Origin of the sequence: Peterkaempfera podocarpi (assembly GCF_042466665.1) — a bacterium.
GTDB lineage: Bacteria > Actinomycetota > Actinomycetes > Streptomycetales > Streptomycetaceae > Peterkaempfera > Peterkaempfera podocarpi.
This window is the reverse complement of sequence record NZ_CP162102.1, coordinates 3,120,679-3,134,869: the sequence shown is the minus strand read 5'-3', so window position 1 is coordinate 3,134,869 and position 14,191 is coordinate 3,120,679. Positions and strand designations below refer to the sequence as shown.

General features: G+C 72.6%; 15 protein-coding genes. 13 read left to right on the top strand and 2 right to left on the bottom strand.

From position 1 onward, the window contains the following. The first annotated feature begins 90 nt into the window (after nt 1-90). The 3 genes from AB0761_RS13615 to thiD all read left to right on the top strand — a co-directional run bounded on the left by AB0761_RS13615 (nt 91) and on the right by thiD (nt 3,059). Nucleotides 91-1,053 (top strand): thiamine-phosphate kinase, encoded by a 963-nt coding sequence (locus AB0761_RS13615; protein WP_377269246.1) that lies wholly within the window; start codon nt 91-93, stop codon nt 1,051-1,053. 115 nt (nt 1,054-1,168) lie between these two features. Continuing rightward, nucleotides 1,169-2,194, top strand: a complete 1,026-nt coding sequence (locus tag AB0761_RS13610; RefSeq protein ID WP_377269245.1) for an ATP-dependent 6-phosphofructokinase — start codon at nt 1,169-1,171, stop codon at nt 2,192-2,194. Nucleotides 2,195-2,246: 52 nt separating this feature from the next. Beyond that, a complete protein-coding gene (thiD, locus tag AB0761_RS13605; RefSeq protein ID WP_377269244.1) occupies nt 2,247-3,059 on the top strand; it encodes a bifunctional hydroxymethylpyrimidine kinase/phosphomethylpyrimidine kinase in 813 nt (270 codons plus the stop codon). A 67-nt stretch (nt 3,060-3,126) separates the two neighbouring features. Here the strand turns inward: thiD and AB0761_RS13600 are convergent, their stop codons facing one another. Then, nucleotides 3,127-3,549, bottom strand: coding sequence for a hypothetical protein (locus tag AB0761_RS13600; protein ID WP_377269243.1), 423 nt, complete (start codon nt 3,547-3,549; stop codon nt 3,127-3,129). A 493-nt stretch (nt 3,550-4,042) separates the two neighbouring features. Between AB0761_RS13600 and AB0761_RS13595 the strand changes: the two genes are divergently transcribed. Both AB0761_RS13595 and AB0761_RS13590 read left to right on the top strand, forming a co-directional pair. Further along, a complete protein-coding gene (locus AB0761_RS13595) occupies nt 4,043-4,342 on the top strand; it encodes a hypothetical protein (protein ID WP_377269242.1) in 300 nt (99 codons plus the stop codon). 147 nt (nt 4,343-4,489) lie between these two features. Beyond that, nucleotides 4,490-5,158, top strand: coding sequence for a hypothetical protein (locus AB0761_RS13590; RefSeq protein WP_377269241.1), 669 nt, complete (start codon nt 4,490-4,492; stop codon nt 5,156-5,158). Nucleotides 5,159-5,357: 199 nt separating this feature from the next. On the opposite strand, the gene rpmB is transcribed toward AB0761_RS13590, so the two are convergent. Next, nucleotides 5,358-5,543 carry a 50S ribosomal protein L28 gene (gene rpmB / locus AB0761_RS13585; RefSeq protein ID WP_009714771.1) on the bottom strand — a complete coding sequence of 62 codons (186 nt, stop codon included), beginning with the start codon at nt 5,541-5,543 and terminating at the stop codon, nt 5,358-5,360. Nucleotides 5,544-5,804: 261 nt separating this feature from the next. Here rpmB and AB0761_RS13580 point away from each other — a divergent pair, with 261 nt between their 5' ends. The 8 genes from AB0761_RS13580 (at nt 5,805) to rnc (ending at nt 14,172) form a co-directional block, all read left to right on the top strand. Beyond that, nucleotides 5,805-7,454 carry a DAK2 domain-containing protein gene (locus AB0761_RS13580; RefSeq protein WP_377269240.1) on the top strand — a complete coding sequence of 550 codons (1,650 nt, stop codon included), beginning with the start codon at nt 5,805-5,807 and terminating at the stop codon, nt 7,452-7,454. 27 nt (nt 7,455-7,481) lie between these two features. Continuing rightward, complete coding sequence (gene recG / locus AB0761_RS13575; RefSeq protein ID WP_377269239.1) at nt 7,482-9,716, top strand: ATP-dependent DNA helicase RecG; 2,235 nt, start codon at nt 7,482-7,484, stop codon at nt 9,714-9,716. A gap of 154 nt (nt 9,717-9,870) precedes the next feature. Then, complete coding sequence (gene rsmD / locus AB0761_RS13570) at nt 9,871-10,476, top strand: 16S rRNA (guanine(966)-N(2))-methyltransferase RsmD (protein ID WP_377269238.1); 606 nt, start codon at nt 9,871-9,873, stop codon at nt 10,474-10,476. Between the two features lie 57 nt (nt 10,477-10,533). Further along, nucleotides 10,534-11,025: a pantetheine-phosphate adenylyltransferase gene (gene coaD / locus AB0761_RS13565; protein WP_377269236.1), complete on the top strand. Its 492-nt coding sequence runs from the start codon at nt 10,534-10,536 to the stop codon at nt 11,023-11,025. A gap of 138 nt (nt 11,026-11,163) precedes the next feature. Then, complete coding sequence (locus tag AB0761_RS13560; RefSeq protein ID WP_377269235.1) at nt 11,164-12,339, top strand: cell division initiation protein; 1,176 nt, start codon at nt 11,164-11,166, stop codon at nt 12,337-12,339. Between the two features lie 222 nt (nt 12,340-12,561). After that, nucleotides 12,562-13,173, top strand: a complete 612-nt coding sequence (locus tag AB0761_RS13555; RefSeq protein ID WP_377269234.1) for a YceD family protein — start codon at nt 12,562-12,564, stop codon at nt 13,171-13,173. 2 nt (nt 13,174-13,175) lie between these two features. Next, entirely contained in the window at nt 13,176-13,349 is a 174-nt protein-coding gene (gene rpmF, locus AB0761_RS13550; protein WP_111492989.1) for a 50S ribosomal protein L32, read from the top strand. Between the two features lie 19 nt (nt 13,350-13,368). Continuing rightward, nucleotides 13,369-14,172, top strand: coding sequence for a ribonuclease III (rnc, locus tag AB0761_RS13545; RefSeq protein ID WP_377269233.1), 804 nt, complete (start codon nt 13,369-13,371; stop codon nt 14,170-14,172). Nucleotides 14,173-14,191: the final 19 nt, after the last annotated feature.

Below are 14,191 nucleotides of genomic sequence, written 5' to 3'. Positions count from 1 at the left end.
AGACCCGCGTCGACGGGTGGGGACTACGCTGCGCGTGGGGCACCGACAACCATCGGACACCGATGACCCCAGACAGGGGAAGGACGGCAGATGCAGGGCACCGTGGGCGAGCTCGGCGAGTTCGGACTCATCCGGGAGCTGACCGCCCGGCTGCCCCCTCACGCAGCCGTCGACCTCGGTCCCGGGGACGACGCCGCCGTGGTGCGGGCGGCCGACGGGCGGGTGGTGGCCACCACCGATGTGCTGCTGGAGGGACGCCACTTCCGGCGCGACTGGTCGACCGCCTATGACGTGGGCCGCAAGTCCGCGGCCCAGAACCTCGCCGACATCGCCGCCATGGGCGCGGTGCCCACCGCGCTGCTGCTGGGGCTGGTGGTCCCCGCGGACCTGCCCGCCACCTGGGCCACCGAGCTGATGGACGGCCTGCGGGACGAGTGCAAGGTGGCCGGCGCGGCGGTGGTGGGCGGCGATGTGGTCCGCGGCGACACCGTGACGGTGGCCATCACCGCCCTGGGCGACCTCCAGGGGCGGCGCCCGGTCACCAGGTCCGGCGCCCGGCCCGGCGACGTCGTCGCGGTCACCGGCTGGCTGGGCTGGTCCGCGGCCGGCTACACCGTCCTGTCGCGGGGCTTCCGCTCACCGCGCGCCTTTGTGGAGGCGCACCGGCGCCCGGAGCCCCCGTACCACGCGGGCCCCGCGGCGGCCGACCTGGGCGCCACCGCCATGATCGACGTCAGCGACGGTTTGGTGGCCGACCTCGGGCATGTCGCCGCGGCCAGCGGGGTGGACATCGACCTGCACGCCGCGGACTTCGACATCCCCGCGCAGATGGCCGACATCGGGCAGGCGGTGGGGGTGGACCCGCTGGTGTGGGTGCTCTCCGGCGGTGAGGACCACGCCATTGTGGCCTGCTTCCCGGCGGAGGCGGCGCTGCCCGCCCGCTGGCGGGTGGTGGGCAGGGTGTCCGCCGTGCGGCCGGGCCGTACCGCGGCGGTGACCGTCGACGGCGCACCCTGGGACCGGGCCGGCGGCTGGGACCACTTCTCCGGCTGAGGGCGGGGCGGGACGGCGGGTCGACTCAGGGGATCCAGAGCCTTTCAGGTATGTCTTGGGGTGGTATGCCCGAATTGGGGGCGCCCGGGACGGCGAGCAGGAGCTCTGGCGACATATGCGCATCGGTGTCATGACCAGCGGCGGCGACTGCCCCGGACTCAACGCGGTGATCCGCTCCGTGGTGCACCGGGCCGTGGACGTCCACGGCGACGAGGTCATCGGCATCGAGGACGGCTACCTGGGCCTGATCGAGCAGCGCGCCCGGCCGCTCGGCCACGACGACGTCACCGGCCTGCTCACCCGCGGCGGGACCGTCCTGGGCTCCTCCCGGGTGGAGCACCACCGCATCCACCAGGCCGTCGACCGGGCCGCCGAGCTGGCCGCCGGACTGGGCATCGACGCGCTGATCGCGATCGGCGGGGACGGGACCTTCACCGCCGCCCGGATGTTCTGCGAGGCGGGGCTGCCCGTGGTCGGCGTCCCCAAGACCATCGACAACGACGTCAGCGCCACCGATGTCTCCTTCGGCTTCGACACCGCCGTGTCGGTCGCCACCGAGGCCGTCGACCGGCTGAAGACCACCGCCGAATCCCACCAGCGGGTGATGGTGGTGGAGGTGATGGGCCGCGAGGCCGGGTGGATCGCCCTGGAGGCGGGCATGGCGGGCGGCGCCCACGCCATCCTGCTGCCCGAGAAGCCGTTCGACATCGAGGCGGTCTGCGTGATGATCGAGGAGCGCTTCGCCCGACGCAAGAAGTTCGCCATCGTGGTGGTCGCCGAGGGCGCCCAGCCGGCCCCCGGCACGCTGCGGCTGGACCCCGGCCGCGTCGACCAGTACGGCCACCGCAGATTCGGCGGTCTCGGCACCAGACTGGCCGTGGAGCTGGAGCACTGGCTGGGCAAGGAGGCACGCCCGGTGATCCTCGGCCACACCCAGCGCGGCGGCCCGCCCACCGCCCGTGACCGGGTGCTGGCCTCCCGCTTCGGCTGGCACGCCGTGGAGGCCGTCCACAAGGGCGCGTTCGGCTGGTTCACCGCGCTGCGGGGCACCCTGGTGGAGCTGGCGACCCTCAGCGACGCCGTCGCGGCTCCCAACACGGTGCCTCTGCACCGCATGCTGGAGGCCGAAGCGGTGCTCTGACCGCGCCTCCACCCGGCCGCGGCGCGGTTCCGGGGGCAGGTAGGTTGAAGCCATGCCAGACTCCACCGCATCCCACCAGGCACCGCCGCGGGTCCTCACCGTCGCCGGCTCCGACTCCGGCGGCGGCGCCGGCATCCAGGCCGACCTCAAGGCCATGCTGGCGCTCGGGGTGCACGGGATGAGCGTGATCACCGCCGTCACCGCCCAGAACTCGCTGGGCGTCCAGGGCTACTGGGAGCTGCCCGCCGAGGCCGTGCGGGCCCAGTTCCGCAGCGTTGTGGACGACATCGGCGTCCAGGCGGTGAAGACCGGCATGCTGGCCTCGGTCGAGCTGGTGGAGACCGTCTCCGAGCTGCTCGCCGCGGTGGACGCACCCGTGGTGGTCGACCCCGTGGGTGTCTCCAAGCACGGCGACGCACTGCTGGCCGCCGAGGCCGTCGCCACCGTGCGGGACCGGCTGCTGCCGACCGCCACCGTGGCCACTCCCAACCTCTACGAGGTGGAGCAGCTGACGGGGATCCGGGTGGCCGACGAGGCCGACATGCGCGCGGCCGCGGAGGCGGTGCTGGCGCTGGGGCCGCGCTGGGTGCTGGTCAAGGGCGGCCATCTGCCGGGGCGCGCCTCCGACCTGCTCTTCGACGGCGCGCAGGAGCACTGGTACCGCGCCGAGCGCTATGACAACCGGCACACCCATGGCACCGGTTGCACCCTGGCCAGCGCGATCGCCGCGGAGCTCGCCAAGGGGCTGGAGGTACCGGCCGCGGTGGCCGCCGGCAAGGAGTATGTCACCGGGGCCATCCGGGCGGGATTCCCGCTGGGCGCCGGAATCGGTCCGGTCGACCACGGGTGGCGGCAGCGCGGCTGACCGCCGGCTGCGGCAGAGCCCCGTCGCCGGGTGCGACGGGGCTCCGGTCAGGCTCCGAGGGCCGCTGTCAGGGCAGGTTGACCTCGAGGTCGTCCCCGTCCGCGACGGTCTTGGTGACCGTGAAGTTCTTCTTGATGACGTGGGACGCGCCGCCGGCGGCGGGGTCGCAGGTGGCCGAGAACGCGACCTTGGTGGCGCTGTCGGCGACCGTGACGGTCAGCCCGTCGTAGGTGCCCGTGGTGCCGTCGGTGGGGGTCACATCGGCACTGCCGGACCCGAGGTTCTTGGCGATCGCCCGGACCTGCCCAGGCGTCGAGTCGTCCTTGAACTTCGCGCAGTTCACCGTGCCGTGGAAGTTGATGTCCCTGGTCAGGTGGGCGGCATGGGCCTGGCCGCTCGCCATGGGACCGGCCACCAGCGCACCGGCCAGCAGCGGTGCCGCGCCCAGCATGGCCTTCAGCCGCCGGGTACGGGGAGAGTGAACGGACATTGCAGCCTCCAACACAATTCGGGGATGGCGCGTCCGGTTTACCCGGTGCACGACCCGCGGGGCGGGACTTTCCCCGCCGCTGCTTTTCCATCGGCCCCGTGAATCCCGGTCGGAGATTTGTCGCGGGCCGCGGCGGAGGCACCGAGCGCTCCGTGCTCCACGCTCCTACAGGCCCGCTGGCCACGCAAGCGCAGGGTTCGGGATTTTGTGATGACGCACGGCGTTACTGCAATTCGGAAATCCTTCAACCAAATGATGGGTCAGTACAAGGTCGTACCAGGATTACTGAACGGAATATCCCCTGATGGGGACAGGAAACACGGTCGCGAATAATTCGGTGCGGTCCGGGTCGCTGCGCCAGCTGTCCGGGGGCGGCTGCTGCCCTTGGGCCGACCGGGTGACCTTGTGCTTCGTCCGGCCCCTGCGCCTTGCCGCCCGGGCGGCCCTGGAGTGGTGTGGTACCGCGAGCTTCAGCTCAGGAGGAGGTGACCGCGTGCCGGGCGACCGTGAGACCGCATCCGAGCACGGGGAGGGCGTGGCCGAGGTCGACGGCCACGGCGAGGAGCACTGCAGGAAGCTGCACCCTACGGCGACGCGTACCCGGCCCGTGCGCACCACGGTGGACCTGGACCCGACACTCCACCGCCGCCTGAAGAAGTGGACCGGCGACGCCGCTGTGAAGCTGGACGTCGTCGACGTCCCTCTCGTCGAGGTCTTCCGGGCCCTGGCGCGCCTGCTCATCCTCGACGAAGAGCTCGCCGCGGCCGTCCTGAAGGCCCTTCGCGACCGCTGAGAGGGCGGGCGGGGCCTCCGGGCCGGCAAAGAGGCGCCTGCCGGAGTCGAACCGCGTGCATGGTCCACCCGTACACGGGGAAGTGCATCAGAACCAGGCGGGATCGGTCGTCCCTCCGCGACTGCGGGGCAGGCTCGGGAGGCGAGGATGATGGCCGAGGGGACAGCACAGCCGTACCGGAACGGGAAGCGGCGGCCCGTACGGACAGCACTGCGCCGCTCCGCGCTGTGCATCAGGCAGGCCTGCGGCACCGACCGCAATCCGCTGTGCCGCCGCAGTGACCGCAGGCGCGCCCGGCTGCTGGTGCTGCTGGTCACCCTGCTGCTGCTGGCGCCGCTGCCCGCACTGCTCATCGGGGGGCTCGCCTACCAGCAGGGCCGTCACGCGGCCGCGGTCCAGCTGGCGCAGCGGCAGCAGGTCGCCGCGGTGACGCTGGCCTCCGCGCCCAAGGGGCAGGCCAGGATCGGGGAGCAGCTGGAGGTGCCGGTGGCGGCCCGCTGGAGTCAGCCGCCGGGGCACTCCCACACCGGTCAGGTGCTGGTCGCGCCGGGTACCGCGGCCGGGGCCCGGGTGCCGCTCTGGGTGGACGCCTCGGGGCAGCCGGCCAGGGCGCCGCGCAGCTCGGCGGACATCACCGCGGACGCCTGGTTCGCCGCCGCCGGCACCCTCGCCGCGATCGCGGCCTTCGGTGTGACCGGCGTCGCACTCACTCGGCGCTCCCTGGACCGACGCGACGACCTGGCCTGGACCCGTCAGTGGGCCGAGGTGGAGCCGGAGTGGTCGGGGCGGCGCCCGCACGGGATCGACGGACGCTGACCGCTTCGTCGGATGCTGCTGCCAAACACGCGAAAGGCACCACCGGACATGCGAAAGGCGCTGCCGGACACGCGAAAGGCGCTGCCGGCGGCGAAAGGTGCCGCAGGACCGGCGGATGCCGGTGCCGGACATGCGAAAGACCGGCCCACCCGAGTGGGTGGACCGGCCTTTCGCTGAACCGGGTATACCGGCCTGCGCGTCAGCGCGAGACCTTGCCGGCCTTGATGCACGAGGTGCAGACGTTGAGCCGCTTCGGCGTCCGACCGACCACGGCACGCACCGTCTGAATGTTGGGATTCCAACGACGGCGAGTACGGCGGTGCGAGTGGGAGATGTTGTTGCCGAAGCCCGGCCCCTTGCCGCAGACGTCGCAGTTGGCAGCCACGGGAGTCACTCCAAAGACTTCAGATCACTTACGTTCCAAAACCCCGGAAGACCACACACCGCGGAAAACGGATACCGGGCCAAACCGAGACCGAAGCCCGGACTTGGCCGGGCAACCGGAGCAGCATACATCCGCCACTCCTGTAGAACGAAACTACCATGACCCGGGCACCCGTCGCCGCCGGGCACCCGGCCGTCCCGGATAGCCTGCCTGGGGCAGGCCGTGAACCGGGGCCCGCCGAGAAGCCAGTGAGGAGACCAGGTGCCGGACACGCTCGACGCTCCCGTCGTACGCACCTGGTGCAGGCTGGCCCTGGCTGCGGTGGGGCAGGCGCGCGAGGAGATCGACGCGCTCAATGTCTACCCGGTCCCCGACGGGGACACGGGCACCAACCTCTATCTCACCCTGGAGTCCGCCGCCGCCGCCCTCGACCCGCTCTTCGAGCCGTCCGACGGTGTCTTCCCGGGCCTGGGCGAGGCCATGCAGGCGATGGCCCGCGGCGCCCTGCTGGGTGCCCGCGGCAACTCCGGGGTGATCCTCGCCCAGCTGCTCCGCGGAATGACCGAAGTGCTGGCCGACGGCGGGGGAGCGGGTGACTCCGAGGCGCTCCGCCGGGCGCTGCGCCGGGCCGCCGACGCGGGTTACGAGGCCGTCGCCCGGCCCGTCGAGGGCACCCTGCTCACCGTCGCCGCGGCGGCCGCGCACGCCGCCCAGGAGTGCTCCGGCGGCCTGGTCGAGGTCGCCGACGCGGCGTACGAGGCATCCCGCCGGGCGCTGGCCGCCACCCCCGGGCAGCTGGACGTCCTGGCCCGGGCCGGTGTGGTGGACGCCGGCGGCCGCGGCCTGGTCGCCGTGCTCGGCGCACTGGCCGACGCGGTGGCCGACCAGCAGCCCCTGGGGCCGCTGGCGCTGGAGTCGGGACTGCGCCGCAGGGAGATCACCTCCCAGGTGGTGCACGGCTGCGCCGACGGGACGGACCACGCGGGGCCGGGCGGGAGCCCGGCCTTCGAGGTGATCTATCTCCTGGACGCCCCCGACGAGGCTCTGCCGGCGCTGCGCGCCCGGCTGGCGGAGGTGGGCGACTCCCTGGTGGTGGTCGGCGGCGACGGACTGTGGAACGTCCATGTGCATGTGGACGACGCCGGGGCCGCGGTCGAGGCCGGCATAGCGGCCGGCCGCCCCTACCGGATCCGGATCACCCATTTCGGTGACGCCGCCCGCCGTACGGCCGCGGAGCCGCGCGAGCACTCCGGCCGGGCCGTGATCAGTGTGGTGCACGGCAGCGGCATCGCCCGGCTGTGCACCGAGGCCGGTGCCACCGTGCTGCACGCCGACCCCGACCGGCCCCCGTCCAGCGCCGAACTGGCCGGCGCCGTCCGCCGCGCCGAAGCCAGCGAGGTCGTGCTGCTGCTCAACGACCCGGAGCTGCGGGCGGTCGCCGGCGCCGCCGCCGACCAGCTGCGCGGCGAGGGCATACGGGTCGCCGTCATCCCCACCCGCTCACCGGTCCAGGGACTGGCCGCACTGGCCGTGCACGAGGCCGGACGCCGCTTTGACGAGGACGTCGTCTCCATGACCTCCGCGGCCGGCGCCACCCGCTACGCCGAACTGGCGGTGGCCGAGGGCGAGTCCTGGACCATGGCCGGTGTCTGCCAGGCCGGCGACGTCCTCGGTCTGATCGACGGCGATGTCGCGGTCATCGGCAGCGACCTCGGCGGAACCGGTGAGGTGGTGCTGGACCGGATGCTGGCCGCCGGCGGCGAACTGCTCACCCTGGTCCTCGGCGACGGCGTACCGCAGCAGCTCGCCGACCGGCTGATCGCCCAGGTCCGGCGGCTGCGCCCGGAGGTCGACACGGTGGTCTACGACGGTGGGCAGGAGTCCGCACCGCTGCTCATCGGCCTGGAGTGACGCCCGCTGTCCGAGGCGTGAGGTGGAATGGATCCGATGTCCGCACTCGACGAACCCCTGAAGAAGCTGGTCGGCGACCGTACCGCCAAGGTGCTAGCCGACAGCCTGAAGCTGCGCACCACCGGCGACCTGCTGTACCACTTCCCGCGCCGGTACGCCGAGCGCGGTGAGCTGACCAGCCTGGACGAGCTGGAGGTCGACGAGCACGTCACCGTGGTCGCCCGGATCGAGAAGGTGACGCTCATCCCGTTCCGCCAGCGGCGGGGCAACAGGCTGGAGGTGGTGGTCACCGACGGCCGCGGCCGGCTGACCCTCACCTTCTTCAACCAGGGCTGGCGGGAGAAGGAGCTGCGCCCCGGGGCGCGCGGCATGTTCGCCGGCAAGGTCGGCGTCTTCCAGCGCACCCGGCAACTGGCCAACCCCGACTACCAGCTGTTGGACGCGGACGCCGAGTCCGGCGCCGCGGAGAAGTTCGCCGGCCGGCTGATCCCCGTCTACCCGGCTTCCGCCCAGGCTCCCAGCTGGAAGATCTCCCAGTGTGTGGAGATGGCCCTGGACAGCCTGGCCGCCACCGACTGGAAGGACGTCGGCGAGCCGCTGCCCGAGGGCCTGCGGGCCGACCGCGAACTGCTGCCGCTGCCCGAGGCGCTGGAGCGCATCCACCGGCCCCGCAACCAGGCCGACGTGGTGATGGCCCGCTCCCGGCTGAGGTGGGACGAGGCCTTCGTCCTCCAGGTCGCCCTGGCCCGCCGCCGCGCCACCGACTCCGCCCTGCCGGCCGTCGCCCGCACCGCTCCCTCCGACGGCCTGCTGGACGCCTTCGATGCCAGGCTGCCGTTCACCCTCACCGAGGGCCAGCGCAAGGTCACCGCCGAGATCTTCGCCGACCTCGCCCGGGAGCACCCGATGCACCGCCTGCTCCAGGGCGAGGTCGGCTCGGGCAAGACCATGGTGGGGCTGCGGGCGATGCTGGCGGTGGTGGACACCGGCGGGCAGGCGGCCATGCTGGCGCCCACCGAGGTACTGGCCCAGCAGCACCACCGGTCGATCACCGAGATGATGGGCGACCTCGCCGAGGGCGGCATGCTCGGAGGCTCCGACCTGGGCACCAAGGTGGTGCTGCTCACCGGCTCCATGGGCACCGCCGCCCGCCGCCAGGCCCTGCTGGACCTGGTCACCGGGGAGGCCGGGATCGTGGTCGGCACCCATGCCCTGATCGAGGACAAGGTGCAGTTCCACGACCTGGGCCTGGTGGTGGTGGACGAGCAGCACCGCTTCGGCGTGGAGCAGCGGGACGCCCTGCGCAACAAGGGCAAGCAGCCGCCGCACCTGCTGGTGATGACGGCCACCCCGATCCCCCGCACGGTGGCCATGACGGTCTTCGGCGACCTGGAGACCTCCGTACTGGACCAGCTGCCGTCCGGACGCTCGCCCATCGCCTCGCATGTCGTCCCGGCCCTGGAGAAGCCGCACTTCCTTGCCCGGGCCTGGGAGCGGGTCCGTGAGGAGGTCGGCAAGGGCCACCAGGCCTATGTGGTCTGCCCGCGGATCGGGGACGAGGACGAGGGCCCCGGGGCGAAGGCCAGGCGCAAGGCCCCGGAGGATCTGGAGGACCTCACCGACGAGGGCGCCGACGCCGAGGAGCGCCGCCCCCCGCTGGCGGTGCTGGATGTCGCCGGTCAGCTGCGCGACGGCCCGCTGGCCGGGCTCCGGGTGGAGATCCTGCACGGCAGGATGCAGCCCGACGCCAAGGATGACGTGATGCGGCGGTTCGCCGCGGGCGAGGTCGATGTGCTGGTCGCCACCACGGTGATCGAGGTCGGCGTCAACGTCCCCAACTCCACCGCCATGGTGGTCATGGATGCCGACCGCTTCGGCGTCTCCCAGCTGCACCAGCTGCGCGGCCGGGTCGGCCGCGGCAGCGCCCCCGGCCTCTGCCTGCTGGTCAGCGACATGCCCGGCGGCTCCGCGGCCCGCGCCCGGCTGGACGCGGTGGCGGGCACCCTGGACGGGTTCGAACTCTCCCGGATCGACCTGGAGCAGCGCCGCGAGGGCGATGTGCTGGGCCAGGCGCAGTCCGGGGTCAAGTCCTCGCTGAAGGTGCTGTCCGTCCTCGAGGACGAGGAGACCATCGCCGCCGCCCGCGAGGAGGCCGTCCGACTGGTCGCTGACGACCCCGGCCTGTCCCGCCACCCCGATCTGGCCGCCGCCCTGGAGAGCCTGCTGGACGAGGACCGCGCGGACTTCCTGGAGAAGGGCTGACCCGCTCGCCCGCCCGCAGGCCCGGAGCGCGCCCGCCCGCCGCGGGCGCCCGAGGTGCGCCGCCGGGGGGCCTCGCCGGATCCACCCGCGGGGCCCTCGCCGTATAGCGTGGAGGCACCACCCGCACCGCCACCCGTGAGGAAGCACCAGCCCCATGACCCGCGTGATCGCCGGAGCGGCCGGCGGCCGTCGTCTGGCCGTACCGCCCGGCCAGGGCACCCGCCCCACCTCCGACCGGGCCAGGGAGGCGCTCTTCTCCACCTGGGAGTCGCTGCGCGGCCCCCTGCACGGGGCGCGGGTGCTGGACCTCTACGGCGGCTCGGGCGCGGTGGGCCTGGAGGCGCTGTCCCGGGGTGCCGCACACGCACTGCTGGTGGAGGCCGACGCCCGTGCCGTCCGCGTGATCCGGGAGAACGTCCGCACCCTCGCCCTGCCGGGCGCCGAGGTGCGGGCCGGCAAGGCCGAGCGCATCGTCGAGGAGGCAGCCCCGCAGACCCCCTACGACCTGGTTTTCCTGGACCCTCCGTATGCGGTCACCGACGCCGGACTGCGCGAGATTCTGATCACACTATCCACGGGGGGGCTCGCCGACGATGCGCTCGCCACCGTGGAACGCAGCACCAGAGGCGGTGAGTTCACCTGGCCGGAGGGGTTCGAACCGTTGCGCTCGCGCCGTTACGGCGAGGGCACGCTCTGGTACGGTCGCGCCGCCGCTCCGGACGCCGGAACCGCGTCGGACCGGCCGGAAACGATCGGTTAGCAGAGTCGGCCCACCCTCACGGCAGAGCCGCCGGGGCCGGAGAGCGAGGATCACGTGTTGCGCCGCGCCGTCTGTCCGGGGTCCTTCGATCCCATCACCAACGGCCACCTCGACATCATCGAGCGGGCCTCCAAGTTGTACGACGTCGTCCATGTCGCCGTCGCGATCAACAAGTCCAAGCAGGGCCTCTTCACGGTCGAGGAGCGCATCCGGATGATCGAGGAGGTCACCGCCTGCTACGGCAACGTGGAGGTGGAGTCGCACCACGGGCTGCTGGTCGACTTCTGCCGGGACCGCGGCATCCCCGCCATCGTCAAGGGCCTGCGCGCGGTCAGCGACTTCGACTACGAGCTGCAGATGGCCCAGATGAACCACGGCCTCTCCGGTGTGGAGACCCTCTTCGTCCCCACCTCGCCGACCTACAGCTTCCTCTCCTCCAGCCTGGTCAAGGAGGTCGCCGCCTACGGCGGCGACGTCGGCCACCTGGTCCCGGGGCCGGTGCTGCAGCGTCTCACCAAGCGGATGGCGGAGCGCGCCGCCGAGCAGTGACCGTGCCCGGTGCGGGCGGATTCTGCCGATGTGTCACCCGTGCTCACCGGACTCGTTCACCTGCACCCCCGAGGTGGTCGTAGAGTTTCAACCCCCGCCCCGCCGCACCCCGGCGCACACGGAAAGACGTGAGCCACAGTGGACGTGCAGAACAAGCTCGACGACATCGTCGCGGCCATCGAGAGCGCCCGGTCCATGCCGATGTCGGCGTCGTGCGTCGTCAACCGGTCCGAGCTGCTCGGACTGCTGCAGGAGCTCCGGGAGTCGCTGCCCTCGGAGATCTCACAGGCCCAGGCGGTGATGGCGGACCACGAGCAGGTGGTCGCCGAGGCCCGCGCCGAGGCGGAGCGGATCATCCACGGCGCCCACGCCGAGCGCGGCTCGATGGTCTCCGACACCGAAGTGGTGCGCCGCTCCCAGGCGGAGGCGGACCGGCTGCTGGCCGAGGCCCGCGCCGAGGCGGCGGAGCTGCGCCGCGAGGCCGACGACTACGTCGACAGCAAGCTCGCCAACTTCGAGGTGGTGCTCACCAAGACCCTGGGGGCGGTGGGCCGCGGCAGGCACAAGCTGCTCGGCCAGGGCCCGGACGCCGGCGGCGACTACGGCCAGGGCGTCTACGGCGACGGTGGCTACGGCGAGGGCGGCTACGGCGAGGGCGAGGACGGGGAGGAGTTCGAGCCGAGGGTCTCGCCCAGCCCCGAGGTCGACGAGTACGTGGACGTCAAGCTGGCCACCCTGGAGACGGTGCTCAGCAAGACCCTGGAGGCGGTGGGCCGCGGCCGCGACAAGCTGCTCGGCAAGCAGCCCATCGACGAGCTTGCCGCCTATCTCGCCGCCGCGGACCAGGCCCAGCAGGACAAGGACCGCGCCGCCGCGGTGGCAGCAGGCTTCGCCGCCGCGGATGCGCAGGAGGTCGGGGCCGACGGGGGCGAGATCGGCCAGGCGTGGTTCCGCGACGAGGCGGGCGCCCCCCAGCAGGGCTGGGTCGACCAGGGCGGCGGCCAGACCGGCTGGGAGCAGCAGCAGGACCCCTATGCGGCGGCAGCGGCCGCCCAGGGCGACTACGCCCAGGACTACGGCTACCAGCAGCAGGCCTGGCAGCAGCAGGACCCCTATGCGGCGCAGGCCGGGTACACCGACGGCTCGGGCTATCCGGTGCAGACCGGCTACGCCCCGCAGGAGGCCTACGGGGCCGCCTACGGCTACCCCCAGCAGGCGCCCGTGCCGCAGCAGCCCGGCCTCGACGAGACCAGCTTCTTCGACACCAGCGTGATCGATGTGAGCCGGCTGCGGGAGCTGGGCGGCGGCCGCTGACCCCGCCGGTCGGACGGGCCGCCGAGGAGTGAAGTTGGGCCAGGCCCGGCCGTCCGGTATCCTGACTGCTCCGGCCTGTTCAGCGCCGGGGTTGTCGCCTGCCCCGACCCCTTCGGGGGCGCCGCAGGGCCTCCGTCAACGTGAGCCGTATGCGTCGCGCAGGGATGCGCACGCCGTAGGAAGCAGGACATCCTGAACCGCCTCGACCACCGCGATCCCCTCGTGTTCGACACACACGAGCTGGGCCGTCGTCCGGGCTCGATGCGCAGGGTGACCCGCACCGTCGAGGCTCCCGAGGACTTCGGCATCGATGTGATCGGCGTTCCCCCCAAGAGCCCGGTCGAGCTGGACATCCGGCTGGAGTCGGTGGTGGAGGGCGTACTGGTCACCGGTACCGCCACCGCGGGCCTCGCCGGAGAGTGCGTACGCTGTCTGGAGCCCGTCGAGGACGACCTCGAGGTGGACTTCCAGGAGCTGTACTACTACCCGGAGGACGACGGCCGCATCCGCGGTGCGTCCGCCGGCGGCGCGTCCGACGAGGACGACGAGGAAGAGACTTACCGCCTGGAGGGCGACCTGTTCGACCTCCAGCCGGTGCTGCGTGACGCGGTGGTGCTCGCACTGCCGCTGCAGCCGGTGTGCCAGGACGACTGCCTGGGCCTGTGCTCCGAGTGCGGAGCACGCCTGAGTGACGACCCGGACCACCACCATGACGCCGTCGACCCCCGGTGGGCGGCACTGCAGGGACTCTCCGCCGCCCCCGGCGACGAGGGTGACGGGAACGACGAGGACAGCAACGCCCGTGAGGGCGCTGCCGAGAACCAGGAGAAGTAGCCGTGGCTGTTCCGAAGCGGAAGATGTCGCGCAGCAACACGCGCCACCGCCGTTCGCAGTGGAAGGCTGCGGTCCCGGCCCTGGTGGCGTGCGACCGCTGCCACGAGCCGAAGCTCGCGCACATCGCGTGCCCGAGCTGCGGCACCTACAACCGCCGCCAGGTCCTGTCGGTCTGATCGGCAGGAGTACGGATCGATGTCGGACGGAACCACGACCTCCCGCAAGGGCGCCTCATCCGGGGCCGAGTCCACGGACAGGGCGGCCGCGCGGCCGACCTCGACCACCTATGACGTCCTGGAAGGGCGGCTCGGGTACACACTCGAGCCCGCCCTTCTGGTACGTGCACTGACGCACCGCTCGTTCGCCTACGAGAACGGCGGCCTGCCCACCAATGAGCGCCTGGAGTTCCTGGGCGACTCGGTGCTCGGCCTTGTGGTGACCGACACCCTCTACCGGATCCATCCGGACCTCCCCGAGGGCCAGCTGGCCAAGCTGCGTGCCGCGGTGGTCAACTCCCGTGCGCTGGCCGATGTCAGCCGCGGCCTCGACCTGGGCGCCTTCATCCGCCTGGGCCGCGGTGAGGAGGGCACCGGCGGGCGCGACAAGTCGTCGATCCTGGCCGACACGCTGGAGGCCATGATCGGTGCGGTCTACCTCGACCAGGGGCTCGACGCCGCCTCCGAGCTGGTGCACCGGCTCTTCGACCCGCTGATCGAGGAGTCCTCCAACCTCGGCGCAGGCCTCGACTGGAAGACCTCGCTGCAGGAGCTCACCGCCACGGTGGGCATCGGTGTCCCCGAGTACCTGGTCAGTGAGTCCGGCCCGGACCACGAGAAGACCTTCACCGCCACCGCCCGCGTCGGCGGCGAGGAGTACGGCACCGGCACCGGCCGCTCCAAGAAGGAAGCCGAGCAGAAGGCCGCGCAGAGCGCCTGGCACGGCATCCGGGAGAAGTACGGCGTGGAGACCCCCTCCGGCGGCACCACGCCCACCGCCTGAGCACGGTCGGAGCGCACCC

Excerpts from the sequence above, each read along its gene's own strand:
- rnc (WP_377269233.1), top strand. The coding sequence starts at position 13,369 with ATGTCGGACGGAACCACGACCTCCCGCAAGGGCGCCTCATCCGGGGCC.
- recG (WP_377269239.1), top strand. The coding sequence starts at position 7,482 with ATGGATCCGATGTCCGCACTCGACGAACCCCTGAAGAAGCTGGTCGGC.
- AB0761_RS13615 (WP_377269246.1), top strand. The coding sequence starts at position 91 with ATGCAGGGCACCGTGGGCGAGCTCGGCGAGTTCGGACTCATCCGGGAG.
- rsmD (WP_377269238.1), top strand. The coding sequence starts at position 9,871 with ATGACCCGCGTGATCGCCGGAGCGGCCGGCGGCCGTCGTCTGGCCGTA.
- thiD (WP_377269244.1), top strand. The coding sequence starts at position 2,247 with ATGCCAGACTCCACCGCATCCCACCAGGCACCGCCGCGGGTCCTCACC.
- AB0761_RS13590 (WP_377269241.1), top strand. The coding sequence starts at position 4,490 with ATGATGGCCGAGGGGACAGCACAGCCGTACCGGAACGGGAAGCGGCGG.
- AB0761_RS13610 (WP_377269245.1), top strand. The coding sequence starts at position 1,169 with ATGCGCATCGGTGTCATGACCAGCGGCGGCGACTGCCCCGGACTCAAC.
- AB0761_RS13600 (WP_377269243.1), bottom strand. The coding sequence starts at position 3,549 with ATGTCCGTTCACTCTCCCCGTACCCGGCGGCTGAAGGCCATGCTGGGC.